Raw genomic sequence first — 13230 nt, forward strand, 5'->3', positions numbered from 1 at the left:
ATGAGACCGCCCCCACACGATCGAAGTCCCGCTACACTCCCGCCGCCCGGCGAAAAGACCAGGTCAGACAGCGAAATCCTGCTGGAGTACTAGGGCCTCACCGAGCCGGGCATCAGTCTGCAGAGCAGAACTCGACGTCTGGGAACGCCGCGTGTCTGGGGTCACGAACTCTTCATGACGTCCACCACCTATCTGACCAGATGAACGCTTCGGGCCCAGGTTGCAGTGGGGCCCTCGGCGTCCTCCCTGTGCACGCCAGGTAACACTCCAAGGAATCAGTGAGCGTTTTCAACGGGACCACTGATCGGGTGACGCCGGTCAGGTCGAGGTGAGGACCGCAACGCACAAGGCTCCCGTGCCGTTGGTGGAGGTGTTCGAAGTCTCAACCCATCGGCACAGGAGCCCTGTTGGTTCCCTATCCTGCCGCACTCGACCTCCCGCATGCCCTCTTCGAGTGGGTCACGATGCTCCTCACCCGTGAGGGTGACCGCAGGTGCAAACTCCCGCCGCACCAGCGGGCGCTCATCGCTCTGGTGTACCTGCGCCGCCGCGACACCCTCGCTCGGATCGCGGCCGGCTTCGGGATATCCGTCGGCACCGCTCACGCGTACGTCACCGCCGCCACCAGCCTGCTCGCCGGCCGCGCGCCGGGCCTGCTCAAGACTCTGCGCGAGCGTGATCCGGAGTTTGTCCTGCTGGACGGAACCCTCGCCGAATGCGACCGCGTCGGCGACAGCCGGGCCGACTACTCAGCCAAGCACCGCCGGCACGGAGTAAACGTCCTGGTCGTCACCGACCCCGCGGGCGAGGTGCTGTGGATTTCTCCCGCGCTGCCGGGCCGCACCCACGACCTGACCGCGGCCCGCGCCCACCGCATCATCCGGATCTGCGAGCGTCAGGGCGTCCCGATCCTCGCCGACCGTGCCTACCAGGGCGCCGGCCCCTGGGTCACCACCGGACTCAAGCGGCCACCGGGCGGCGCGCTCACCTTCACCCAGCGCACCGTCAACCGGGCCCTGGCCGCAGCCCGGGCACCAGTCGAACGCGGCATGGCACGGCTGAAGTCCTGGCAGATCTTCCGCAGATCCCGCATCAGCCCGAACCGCATGACCGTCATCGCCAAAGCTGTCCTCGCCCTGGAGAGGCAACGCTGCAATACCTCACTGTTGCGGTACGGGAGCATGGCCAGGCTCCATAGCCTGAACCGGTGGGCGACGGCATTCCGTTGCCGTCCGCGCCGACCGACGGGCGTGGCTCTCTTGCCGGGAAGCCCCCGTCTGAGCCAGCCGTTGTTCAGAGCCGGAACCGCAGCGCGGTTGTGGGCAGACAGGACGTCGGCGGCTAAGTACGGATCTTGCACAGCGGGTTCCCCTCCGCTCGTGCGGCGTCATCCCCATGGCATGTGCCGTGATGCGGTAGAGCAGTCAAGCCGAACAGCCCGGCACAGGTAAGCGTGCGTCGGGGTATATCCGCAAAGTCGGTTCGCACTCCCAGCGTTGAGCGCACACCCCGCGCGCGGCCGCACACGGGCGGGTGCCTGTCCGACGGCAAGTCCGCAGCGTGCATATGGCCTCCGTACCGATCAGCGGCAAGTGGTCGCCGCCGCGGTGTGGACGGTCATGGCCTCGTGCCACCCAGGGAATTACGTGAAGCTGATCATGAAGATCGTCGGGAATTACATGGTTCGGCCGCGATTCCGTGAATCCCCAGGTCATGATCGGAGCAAGATGCGGGTGCGGAGGAGACGGAAGGAGGCTCAGCCCTACATGGCCCGCTTGATCGTCTTGATGCAATTGACATGACCTTCGACGATGCCCGAGCTCCACGGCAAGGTGAGTCCGGCGATGACGGCGTCGAGGTCAAGGCACAGGCCCTGCGCGAAGGACAGGATGGGCGCCAGCGCGTCTCGTTCGGCTTCGCGTACCCAGGTCAACAACCGGTGGCCGCACCGTCGTTGGAGCAGGTCGCGGAAGGTCCAGGCCAGGTCGCACGCCCGGGCGGTGTCGGGGCAGGCGAGGCCGTCTGGACGAACAGGGCGCACTCCCCGGTTCCGGGTATGGCATCGGGCCCGAGGATGGCGCAGTTCAGCGAGGCGGCTTCGGCGCTGGAGGGGACGGGGGGCCGGCGACGGCCGGATGGCTGCGCAGGGTTCAGGTGGTGGAGGATCCGGTGGCACTCAGCACGTCCTGACCGATGGGCGTGTCGAGGAGGCCGTCCGGTGGCGCGCAGACCAACGGCACTGCCCCTCTCTGGAGGATGCCGGAGTGGATCATGCGGCGGAACACGAGTTCTGTCCGGTAGGCCGTCCGGCCTGCCGGTTTCAGGACCTACGGCAAGCCTGCCGGCAGGGCGGGCGCGAGTTTCTCCGCAACGGCGTCACCCGGCTCCTGATGCCCTCCGGCGCTGCGGGGCGATACGACTGTCGGTCGGCGGACGGGCGTGTGTCTGCGGTGTGCTGGCAGTTCCACTCCGATGGGCTTCTGTCCGAGGCGGTGTAACCCGAGCGGCCGGTCTTCCGGTCAGTCGTTCCCGGAGCGCATGCGTGGGGTCAGGGCTCGGGCAGGGGTTCGGTGGTGCGGCTGCTGAGTCCGTCGAGGGTTATGCGCAGGAGGCGGCGCCACTGGGCGGGTTGGCTCTCGCCGGTCGCCTGGACGACGTGGCTCAGGGACAGGATGAGCAGGGCCAGGTCGGCCGTGGTGACGTCATGGCGAATGAGGCCCGCGTCGAGACAGCGGTCGAGGAGTTCGCTGAGGACGGATTCGCGGAGCTGCGCGCACTCGGGTGAGGGGCCGTCCTGGGCGGCGTAGCTCTCGACAAGAGCGCGGTTGCAGGCCTGGCGGGTGAGGGTCTCTTCGAAGAAGCCGGTCAGGGCCTGCCAGGGGTCTTCGGTTGCGGCTGCCGTCTGCAGGGCGGCGGTGAGCCAGGAGGTGAACTCCCGCTGCAGGACCGTCACGAGCAGGTCGTCCTTGGTCGGAAAGTGGCGGTAGAGGGTGCCCATGCCGACGCTGCTGCGCCGGGCGATCTCGCGGACGTCGACGGTTGCGCCCTGCTCGGCGAAGACCGCGGTGGCCGCGTCGATGATCGCACGACGGTTGCGCTCGGCATCCGCTCGGCGGGCACGTCCGGCGGGCGGCGGGGATGCGGGCTGGTCGACGTCGGTCACGGGTTTCAGGATACAGCGCGTCGACTTTTGCGGAGCGGTTGCTCCACTTGTGTTACCGTCAAGAGGAGCAAGTGATCCGCTTCAAGGTGCTGGCGGGCCCCGGCCTGCACGTGCTTGTTTTCCTTCGGCTCAGCATCTGCTTGGCGGCCGCTTGTCCCGTCCTTTCAGACCGAACCACCGGCGGACAGCAGGTCCGCCGGTTGAGGAGACGCGTCCATGGCGACACTCGGCATCATCGGCAGCGGCAACATCGGTACGGCGCTCGCCCGGCTCGCGATCGCGGCGGGCATCGACGTCGTCCTGTCCAATTCCCGCGGGCCGGAGAGTCTGTCGGAGAAGGTGGCTGAGCTCGGGGAGCGTGCCAGCGCCGCGACGCCCCAGGAGGCGGCCCGGGCAGGCGACTGGGTGGTGGCGAGCATCCCGCTGGCCGCCTACCGGGATCTTCCGGCCCCGGCGCTGGCCGGCAAGGTCGTGCTCGACGCGATCAACTACTACCGGTTCCGCGACGGTACCTTCGACGAGCTCGACTCGGGCAGGACCACAACCAGCGAAATCATTCAGGCGCACCTGCCCGGCGCGAAGGTCGTCAAGGCGTTCAACAACATCTACCTCCAGCACATCCCGGCGCTCGCCCGCCCCGCAGGCGCCGCCGACCGTACCGCCCTGCCGATAGCCGGTGACGACCCGCAGGCCAAGGCGAGCGCCGCCGCCCTGATCGACCGGCTGGGCTTCGACACCGTCGACGCCGGAAACCTCTCCGAAAGCTGGCGCTTCGAGCCCGAGACCGCCCCGTACGTGACGCCCTACGTCGCCGATCTCGATGCGTACAAGGCGGCGTTTGCCGCGCTCACCGAGGCGCTCGCCTCCGGCCGCCCGCTGCCGCAGGAAGCGGTCGATGAGATTCCGGGTGCCCCGCTGCCTGCCCATCGGCTGCGCACCCTGCTGGCCGAGACGCCCCGGATGCTCACCGCCGACCGCGTGTTCAGCTGATCCCTTCGCGGAGTACCGCCGACAGTGCCGACGACTGCCCGCGGACTTCCCGGACATACGGGTCCGCAGCGGGCCGGTGACCGGTTTCGTTGTGCGGCACGAGACCGCTTGAGCCGCCGCTTCTGCAGCTGAAGCGCAGCCGGACAAGATATGGCGGTCGCATGGGAGAGCTGATCGAGACTCCCACACCACCGCCTGGCTGCTGCAGTTCGGTCACCGCCGCGTCGGCCCGCGCCCAGTCACCCTCGCTGCGCACCGGTTCGAGCAGCCGGCTGGCGTCGCTGCCCAGCTTGCAGAACCGGGGGCAGTCCGCCGCCGGGACACCGATCAGCTCCCCCACCACCGCGTTTTCAGCGTGGCCACTAATCGGGTGGTGGCAATGGTGGTGAGCAGGCCGCAACACACAAGGCTCCCGTGCCGTTGAGGGAGGCATCCGGGGCGTCTCGACCGGCGACGGCCGGATGGCTGCGCGCCGCGTGACCCGCTCTCCCGCCGTACCCGGTGGCACCCTGGTCCTGGACAGCGAAGGGCTGGCCAAGGTCGTGCTACGCGATCGCACAGTCACCGGCTGGCTCGCCCTCGCACGCGCCGACGACCTACGAGTGATCACCTCTGCGGCAACCCTCGTCGAGGTGGTCCACCCTCGGATCAACCGGCCGGCCCTGGAGTGGGCGCTGTCCCGCCTTGTCGTCGAACCGGTCACCGAGCCCATCGCCCGCCACGCCGCCGCACTCCTCGCCGACGCCGGGCTGCACGGCCACAAATACGCCATCGACGCCATGCTCAGCGCCACCGCCCTTGCCGCCCCGGGACCTGCCACGATCCTCACCTCGGATCCCGAGGACCTCACTGCCCTGTGCGGCCGACGCGTCACAGCCATCAAGATCTGACGATCTGCTGTTGAGACATCACGCGCCGAGCCTGAGGGAACAGCCTCGAAGAGCACTCAAGGCTCCCGTCGCTCCATGACGACAAACTGCGGCTCCAAGTGCTCCATCACCACGTCCGGCAGCCAAAGGGCGAGGTTGCGTCCATGGAGATGGTGTACGGGTTCGACCTGATCCGGGGGTTTGCTCCGACGTCGGGGTTTGGTGGGTCGTTCCCATTTCGAGTAGCGCGCGGCTGATCCGGTTCGGACGGTTGGCCGTACCCGCGCAGAACTCCCTTCAATGGCCTGGCTGTTGAGGGGCTACCGCTCACAGCGATGGTTCGCCTCCGGTCAGGATGCTCGGCGCCGTTGCCGACGCCATGGAGAGGGTTTTCGGCGCCTCCCACGGCACGAGCACCGACGGCAGCATCACATTGCAGCCGGCCCCTGCGAGCCGCACGTGAGCGAATTCCCCCTCGAATGGGACCGCCGAGGGCCACTGAGATCGAGCGGCGGGAGGCTGCCACTCGGGAGAAGATTGGGGGAACTGCGCGCTCAGCTTGAGGAGTTGGCCGGACCCTCACCGAGCAGGAGGCGGTGCTGTCCCGTCTGCAGATCACCTGGGAGACGATGACGGAGATCCTGTCCGATGGTGAGGCGGTCACCGGGCCCGAGGCCGGGGTCGAGTCGGGGGACGCCGGACCGGTGGAAGCGTCGGGGCAGCCGGCGAAGGAAGAGGAAAGCCGGTTCGGGGTGGGGCCGCCAGTCGGAGTGCGGCTGGTGCCGCAGTGGTCGGCGGAGCGGGCGGTTGGAGCACTGCCACGCTCCTACCAGGACATTCTTGGGGTCCTCGAAGACGCGGTGCATCCGATGCGGGCGCATCACATCTGCGCCGCGCCGGGGTTGTCGACGGACAAGACCAAGGTGGAGGGAGCCGCACCCATCGGGTTTTGAGCCCACCAGACGGCGATCTGGGCGCGGGAGCCGAAGCCGAGCTTGGCCAGGATGTTCGCGACATGGCGGTCGGCGGTACGGGGTGACAGGTTGAGCGCGGAAGCGGCCTGGCGGTTGGTCATGCCCTTGGCCACCAGTGCGGCCACTTCCTGCTCCCGGCGGCTCAGGGGGCACGGCGCGGTGGTGGGCAGGGCGTCCTGCCCGGTGTCGGCGGTGCTGTCCAGGGCGAGGGCGATGGCCCGGGTCGGGCTGTCGTGCCGACCGCCTTCCGCGAGGGCCTTCTCGTATCCGTCCGGGCCCAGGGCCGCGATGACCGCTTCCTCACAGCGTGCACGGTGCCCGCCGAGCGTGGAGACAGGACAGGCGTCGATGTCCCGGGACAAGGCGTGCACGGCGCCGAGGAGCCGTGCCGCCCGCTCGTGGTCGCCCCGGGACGCGGTGATCCAGGTGAACACTTCCAGGGCCGCCGCGGTCCCGGCGTAGTCGTTGAAACCCCGCAGGAGCTCCAGCGCGGCCCGCGTCAGCGCCGTGCCCTCCTCGCTGTCGCCGCGTGCCCAGACCACATAGCCCAGCGCCCACATGGCGTAGGCCCCGTACAGACGCTCCCCGCATGCCTCCGCGAGCCGCACAGCGCGCCTGCCGACCTCCTCCGCCGAGCGCGGATCCCCGAGATGGACCTGGGCAACGATCACTTGGAACAGCCAGAACAGTCCTGCCGCTCCTTCGCCCGCCACCTCGTGAGCAGCCAGCGCTTCCTCGTACAGGGAGACGGCCTCCGCCATCCGCCCCCGGTAAGCCCGGGACGCGCCACGGAAGCCCAGGAGGTACGGCCGATCCAACGGCTCGCCCAGTTGTTCACACAGTTCTTCGGCCTCGTCCAGCCAGCGGTCGGCCGTCGCCAGGTCACCCTGGAGCATCGCCACCCAGGCGGCGGCCCACAGTGCCCTGACCCGGACCGGGGTGGGCTCGGGCGCCGCCGCAAGGAGCCGGTCGAACTGGCGGCGCCCCTCTCCGAGGAACCCGTCGGCACACCAGTGGAAGCGCAGTGCCACGGCCAGGCGCAGCGCGGCCTGCGCGTCTGCGGGATCGGGCGCCATGCGTTCCGGCTTGTCATGCTCCGGGTCTGGGGATTCGGCCAGGCCGGCTTCAGGAGCGGCCGGGTGTGCCGGATCCCCGCTCTCCAACGCCAGCCGCAGATTGGCATGTTCGATGCGCAGCCGGGCCAGGGCCTGTTCCTGGTCCGGGCCGAACCAGTCGGTGGCGTACCGCTCGGCGAGGGCGAGGAAGAAGTCGCGGTGCCGCCGCAGCAGCCCTTGTTCCTCACCGGACTCGGCGAGCCGGGCCCGTCCGTACTCGCGAACGGTCTGGAGCAACCGGTAGCGGAGCGGGCCCTCGCGCTCACAGGTCAGTACGACGGACTGGGCCACCAGCCGGTCGAGCAGGTCCACGACCTCGTGGCGCCCGATACCGTCCCCCGCGCACACATGCTCGGCGGCGTCCAGGGCGAAGCCGCCGGTGAAGACCGACAGCCGGCGCCACAGCAGCCGCTCGGCGGGCGTGCACAGCTCGTAGCTCCACTTGATCATCCCCAGCAGCGTGCGCTGGCGAGGCAGTGTGGTCCGGCAACCGCCGGTGAGCAGCTCGAACCGGCCCTCCAGCCGGTCCACGAGCTGCTCGACGGTCAGCGTGCGCAGCCGGGACGCGGCCAGTTCGATGGCCAGTGGCAGCCCGTCCAGGTCCGCACAGAGCCGGACGGCCCGGTCCCGGTCCGCGCTGGTGATGTGGAAGTCCGGCCGGATGGCGGTGGCCCGGTCCCGCAGCAGTTCGAGTGCCTCGTCCGGGACCGACAGCGTGGGGACGGTGAAGACGTGCTCGCCGCAGATTCCCAGCGCCCGGCGGCTCGTCGTCAGGATGCGCAGTTCCGGACAGGCTGACAGCAAGACCTTCGCCAGCTCGGCGCATGAGTCGATCAGGTGTTCGCAGTTGTCCAATACGATCAATGCCCGATGCCGGGCCAGGCGGTCCGTGAGCTGATCAAGGACGGGCCCGGTGCCGGGGTCCGGCACCCGGAGCGCGCCCGCGACCGCGCCCGAGACCGCCGACGGATCCCGTACCGCGCCCAGGTCGACCACCCACGCGCCGTCCGGGAACGCCTTTCTGGATGCTTCGGCGGCACTCAGCGCCAGCCGGGTCTTGCCCACACCGCCGACGCCCGTGAGCGTCACCAGCCGCCCCTTGCCCAGCAGACGGCGGATCTCGGCGATCTCTCGCCGCCGGCCCACGAAGCTGGTGAGGGCCGCGGGAAGGTTTCCCGTCGCGGGGATCACACTGGTCAAGGTCCGCCCTATATTCCGCCGTACAAAGACTCCCCAAAGGCTAGCAAAGCCCGGCAATGCGGTTGGTGTGATGTCTCCGGCACCACCTGACGAACAGAGGGAGACCCCCCTATGACGTGCTGCTTCCACGGAAGGGCACCTCATGCGCCGCCCACCACACACCGATCTGGGCGCGGGAGCCGAGGCCGAGCTTCGCCAGGATGTTGTTGACGTGACCGTCAACCGTACGGGGTGACCGCCCGAGCGCGACGGCGATCCGCCGGTTGTCCATGCCCTCGGCCACCCGTGCGGCGACCTCTCGCTCCCGGGGGGTCAGGGCACGGGGGGAGGCGGTAGCCTGCTCCGGTCCCTCTCCGCCGCACAGGGCCAATCCGATCGCTCTGGGCAGGCTGTCGTAGGAGCTGCCCTCCACGAGGAGCTTGTCGTACGCCGCCGGGCCGAGCGCCTCGACGATCACCTCCTCGCACCGTGCGCGAGGTTCGGCGAACGCCCCGGCGGAGGTCGGGCTGAGCTCGCGTGAGAGGGGGCGCAGCGCCCCCAGCAGACGTGCTGCACGCTCGTGGTCCCCGAGTGCGGCAGTGCTCCAGGCCATCACCTCGAGCGTCATGGCCACCCCGGCGTGGTCGTTGAAGCCACGATGAATCTCCAGGACGGCACGCATCAGTGCGCCGCTCTCCTCCGGGCTGCCCCGAAGCCAGGCGCCGTAGCCCAGTACCCACAACGCATAGGCCCGGGTCAGGCGCTCTCCGTGAGTCTCCGCCACGGCCACCGCACGTCTTCCGGTCTCCGTCGCGCCCGGGTCCCCCAGGTAGACCTGGGCGAGAGCCATCTGGAAGAGCCAGCGCAGCGTCGCCGGCTCCTCTCCCAGCGCCGCCTGCGAGGCCGTCGCGCCCTCGAACAGGGGTACGGCCTCGTGGGGTCGTCCCCGGTACAGCGCCAAGGTGCCACGCAGGCCCCGGACATGCGCGCGGACCAGCGGGTCGCCGAGTCTCTCTCCCAGATCGTCGGCCTCGTCCAGCCACCGGTCGGCCGTGTCGAGATCGCCCTGCATCTGGGCCACCCAGGCGGCGGCCCACAGCGCTCCGGCTCGCGCGGGTGTCGCCTCGGGCGCGGCCGCGAGGGCGCTGTCGAACCGACGGCGTCCCTCGCCGAGGAATCCGTTGCAGCACCAGTGGAATCGCAGCGCCGCGGCCAAGGCCAGCCGCGCCTGCGCGTCGCCGGGCTCTGAAGCCCCGGGCTCCTCCTCACTTGCCTCCGTTTCCTCTGCCTCCGTTTCCTCTGCCTCCTTTCCCTGCGCCTCCGCTCTCCCGGACGTCGGTCCGGTCGCCTGTGACCGCACGCCGCGATCCAGAGCCGCCAGCAGGTTGTCGTGCTCGGCACGCAGCCGCGCCAGTGTCTGCTCCTGGCCGGGTCCGAACCAGTCGGCGGCCGTGCGCTCGGCGAGGGACCGGAAGAAGTCGCGATGGCGCCGCAGCAGCCGGCCCTCCTCACCGCTGTGGGCGAGCCGTTCCCGGCCGTACACGCGGATGGTCTCCAGCAGCCGGTACCGGGGTTGCCCTTCGCGCTCGGTGATCAACACGAGGGACTGCGAGACCAGCTGGTCGAGGAGGTCCAGGATCTCGTGCCGGGGGAGGTCGGGGCCGCCACAGACGTCCTCGGCGGCGTCCAGGGCGAAGCCGCCGGTGAAGACCGACAGCCGACGCCACAGCAGCCGCTCGGCGGGCGTGCACAGCTCGTAGCTCCAGTCGATCGCCGCGCGCAGCGTACGTTGCCGAGGCTGTGCGGTCCGGCTGTCGCAGGCGAGCAACGCGAAGCGGTCCTCCAGGCGTTGTGCCACCTGCTCCACGCTGAGCAGCCGCAGCCGGGACGCCGCCAACTCGATCGCCAGCGGCAGCCCGTCGAGATCGGTGCACAAACGCGCGACCTGGGACTCGTTCGCCTCACCGATCCGGAAGTCCGCATCGACGGTGGTGGCACGATCCCTCAGTAGCACGACCGCCTCCGGCGGCGCCAGGGGCGGAACGACGAACACCTGCTCACCGGTGACGCCCAGCACGCGGCGGCTCGTGGCCAGGACGCGCAGCTCGGGGCAGGCCGTCAGCAACACGCCGGCCAGCTCCGCGCAGGCATCGGTCAGATGCTCGCAGTTGTCGAGTACGAGTAGTGCTCGCCGCCCGTCCAGGTATCCCACGAGTTGTTCGACGGAGGACCGGGCACCCAGGTCGGGCAGGCCGAGGGCGATGGCGGTCGCACTCGCCACCGCCGCCTCGTCCCGCAGGGGTGTCAGGTCCACCAGCCATAGGCCGTCCGGGAAGTCGTCCATGACCGCGGCGGTCTCCAGCGCCAGCCGTGTCTTGCCGATCCCGCCCGGCCCGGTGAGCGACAGCAGCCGGGCGGCTCCCAGGCGGCGGCGGACCTCGGCCACCTCTGGCTGCCTGCCCACGAAGCTGGTGGAGGCCGCGGGCAGGTTCCCTGCACGCAAGGTCACCATGGTCATCTCCGTACACCACACGCGCCGCGGGGCTCACGGCGCTCCGCGCTCACCCTGCCCGGGCAAAGGCAAAGAATGGGCAATCAGATGGTCTCGATGCCGCATAATCTGCCATTTCGGTCGAAGCACCCATAGCCTGCCACGTCAGCGAGCCAGGCAGGTCACCAGCCCCGCCGGCATCCGTGGACACCTGGCCACCGCGATCAGCGACGAGGGACTGAACAGAGGCCGCCGCTCGGCGACGGTGCCGCCGCAGAGGCGGCCGACTTCGACACCACGCCTTGATCGCGTGGAGCGCCCGACCGCCACGAGGACGACGGCCAACGCCCAAGGCCGGCTTGAGGCGCCAGCCGGCCTTCGATGAGACGTCCCGTTCTGTGGGTCAGCCTGAGAGGGCACGAGACACCTCCAAGGTCCACACCGGCACGTCCCGGAAGAACATGGCCACCCTCCGCAGCTTCGCGATCAACCAACTCCGCACCGCCGGACACACGAACATCGCCGCCGGACTCCGGAACGTGTCCGGCGAGCCGTTCACCCGCCCCTGGCCCTCATCGGACTGACCTGACCAGCGCGGACACATGATCACTCAGAAAACCGCCCTGAGCACTCGGTAGAACTACCCATTGAGTGGGCGGAACCCCCGCGGCCATGCTCCGCACATGAACCACACAGGCGGGGCCGTGGAATCCGGCTCCACTCCGCATACCGTCGGTCGCGTGCGTATCGCGCGCTTATGTTCCCGAAACCGGCCCGGCAGCCTCATCTCCAGCCGTTGACGCGGAATCGCATATGCCGGTGCGCGCCCCTTACGAAGATCATTGGGAGCGCTCCCGCTTCCCTGTCGCCGACCCGACCCGCCGGGCGGCCCCGGTCACCTCCGTTACCGCCGCCCAGTAAGTCGGAAAACGACCGCCCGCACGCCGTTCGGAAAGTCCATCCCCTTCGTGAGCCGACCCTGCTGAGCCGGCAGTCGGTTCCACCCCACGAGGAAGAGAAAAAGTGAGAACCACAACGAGAACGAAGCGCCTCGCCGGGGTGCTGGTCGCTGCCGCCGCGACCACGGCGGTATCCCTGGCATCACCCGTCGCCTCATACGCGGCCGGTACGCCGTCCGCGTCGTCCGGCGCAGATGCCGGAAAGCCGAGCCAGGCACAGCCGAGCCAGGCCCACCTCAAGAAGCTCGACGAGGTCATCAAGAAGCACCATGCCCTCGGGGTCACCGGAGTCTCCTCCGAGCAGGTGGTCACGCTGCCCGCTGGGACACCCGCCGCCGAGAAGAGCAAGCTCAGTACGGAGATCCCGGCCGGTATGGACGTCACGGTCAAGATCAGCCAGTTCACCAAGGACGCGTTGGACAAGACCGGAAAGACGCTCTCGGCGAAAAAGTGGCACGCTGACGCGGACAAGTACTCCGTCGGCTTCGCCTATGACGCGAAGCAGGACAAGATCAAGGTCGACACCGACGCTCCGGCATCCGTGACGCAGTCGCTGCTCGACGCCAACCCGGGCAAGATCGCGGTGCACCGGACCCGCTTCGAGCTCCAGAGAAACCGGTTCGACGACTGGTCGCCGTACTCCGGTGGAGCTGCAATCACCAATGCCAGCAAGAACGGTTACAGCTGCACCGCAGGAGTCTCCGTCAAGAACGTCATGACGGGTGCAAGGAAAATGATGACCGCGGGACACTGCGGCTCCGTCGGCAATACTTTCCTCCAGCGCTACTCCGATGGGCGTTGGGGCCCCTATTTCGGCGCTGTGGAAACGCGGATCGACAGCCTCGATGCGGAACTCATCGGTGGTGCCAACTACACTGGCCACATCTGGACCGGGGGCTACCCAGGGAGTACCTCCGCCATGGAGGTCGAGGGAGGCAACAACCCCTGGGTCGGCGCGAAGGTGTGTGTGAGCGGTGCCACGACGTTCAACCACTGCGGCCACCCCGTCACCAACACGAGTTACAACCTTTACCCGCCGTCCCCTGAGGGAACCTTCATTGGCGGAAGCGCGGGGTTCACCTACGACCAGGGAGGGACAGTGCAGTGGTGGGGATTTGAGTGGGGCAAGGCTACCGAGGGAGGTGACTCCGGCGCCCCCGTCTACTACTCGGACCAGTACGGCGTGAGGGCAACCATCGTCGGCACTCACTCAGCCCGCATCTGGGGGGAGTGTGGCTGTTGGAAGATGATCGGTGTGAAGATCGGCGACACCCTCTCCGCGTGGCGCCTCGACCTCGTGAGGTACTGGGAGTAGGCCACCGGCAACAGCCCCGGCAGACTCTGCCGCAGGCGCCTGAGGGTGTCGGGCGGACCCCCAGCGGCCCACACCACCCCCCCCCCCCCCCCCCCCCAACACCCCCCCCCCCCCCCCCCCCCCCCCCCCCCCCCCCCCCCCGAGCGGGTGGCAGAGCTCCCCCTCCCCCCGCCCC

At 69.2% G+C, this 13230-nt stretch carries 9 protein-coding genes and 1 pseudogene; 6 read left to right on the plus strand and 4 right to left on the minus strand.

What is annotated here, in order from left to right:
- Nucleotides 1-407: 407 nt before the first annotated feature.
- Nucleotides 408-1151 (plus strand): annotated as a pseudogene (locus tag ACZ43N_RS32770) (transposase); the annotation flags it as partial.
- A gap of 611 nt (nucleotides 1152-1762) precedes the next feature.
- On the opposite strand, the gene ACZ43N_RS32775 reads toward ACZ43N_RS32770, so the two are convergent.
- Together ACZ43N_RS32775 and ACZ43N_RS32780 are read right to left on the minus strand one after the other, a co-directional pair.
- On the minus strand, nucleotides 1763-2041 hold the full coding sequence (locus tag ACZ43N_RS32775; RefSeq protein WP_468102682.1) for a transposase: 279 nt from the start codon (nucleotides 2039-2041) through the stop codon (nucleotides 1763-1765).
- A gap of 507 nt (nucleotides 2042-2548) precedes the next feature.
- Nucleotides 2549-3163, minus strand: a complete 615-nt coding sequence (locus ACZ43N_RS32780) for a TetR/AcrR family transcriptional regulator (RefSeq protein WP_468102683.1) — start codon at nucleotides 3161-3163, stop codon at nucleotides 2549-2551.
- Between the two features lie 216 nt (nucleotides 3164-3379).
- Between ACZ43N_RS32780 and ACZ43N_RS32785 the strand changes: the two genes are divergently transcribed.
- The 3 genes from ACZ43N_RS32785 to ACZ43N_RS32795 all read left to right on the plus strand — a co-directional run bounded on the left by ACZ43N_RS32785 (nucleotide 3380) and on the right by ACZ43N_RS32795 (nucleotide 5975).
- Nucleotides 3380-4153: an NADPH-dependent F420 reductase gene (locus ACZ43N_RS32785; protein ID WP_468102684.1), complete on the plus strand. Its 774-nt coding sequence runs from the start codon at nucleotides 3380-3382 to the stop codon at nucleotides 4151-4153.
- Nucleotides 4154-4629: 476 nt separating this feature from the next.
- Entirely contained in the window at nucleotides 4630-5043 is a 414-nt protein-coding gene (locus ACZ43N_RS32790; protein WP_468102685.1) for a PIN domain-containing protein, read from the plus strand.
- A 575-nt stretch (nucleotides 5044-5618) separates the two neighbouring features.
- Nucleotides 5619-5975, plus strand: coding sequence for a hypothetical protein (locus tag ACZ43N_RS32795; RefSeq protein ID WP_468102686.1), 357 nt, complete (start codon nucleotides 5619-5621; stop codon nucleotides 5973-5975).
- Here ACZ43N_RS32795 and ACZ43N_RS32800 read toward each other — a convergent pair.
- Together ACZ43N_RS32800 and ACZ43N_RS32805 are read right to left on the minus strand one after the other, a co-directional pair.
- Nucleotides 5903-8302: an ATP-binding protein gene (locus tag ACZ43N_RS32800; protein WP_468102786.1), complete on the minus strand. Its 2400-nt coding sequence runs from the start codon at nucleotides 8300-8302 to the stop codon at nucleotides 5903-5905. The two genes, ACZ43N_RS32795 and ACZ43N_RS32800, sit on opposite strands and share 73 nt — an antisense overlap.
- A gap of 118 nt (nucleotides 8303-8420) precedes the next feature.
- Nucleotides 8421-10802, minus strand: a complete 2382-nt coding sequence (locus ACZ43N_RS32805) for an ATP-binding protein (protein WP_468102687.1) — start codon at nucleotides 10800-10802, stop codon at nucleotides 8421-8423.
- Between the two features lie 377 nt (nucleotides 10803-11179).
- Between ACZ43N_RS32805 and ACZ43N_RS32810 the strand changes: the two genes are divergently transcribed.
- Both ACZ43N_RS32810 and ACZ43N_RS32815 read left to right on the plus strand, forming a co-directional pair.
- Nucleotides 11180-11365 (plus strand): hypothetical protein, encoded by a 186-nt coding sequence (locus tag ACZ43N_RS32810; RefSeq protein WP_468102688.1) that lies wholly within the window; start codon nucleotides 11180-11182, stop codon nucleotides 11363-11365.
- A 439-nt stretch (nucleotides 11366-11804) separates the two neighbouring features.
- Entirely contained in the window at nucleotides 11805-13055 is a 1251-nt protein-coding gene (locus ACZ43N_RS32815; RefSeq protein WP_468102689.1) for a chymotrypsin family serine protease, read from the plus strand.
- Nucleotides 13056-13230 lie beyond the last annotated feature (175 nt).

It is taken from the genome of Streptomyces sp. NPDC030814 (assembly GCF_055572155.1).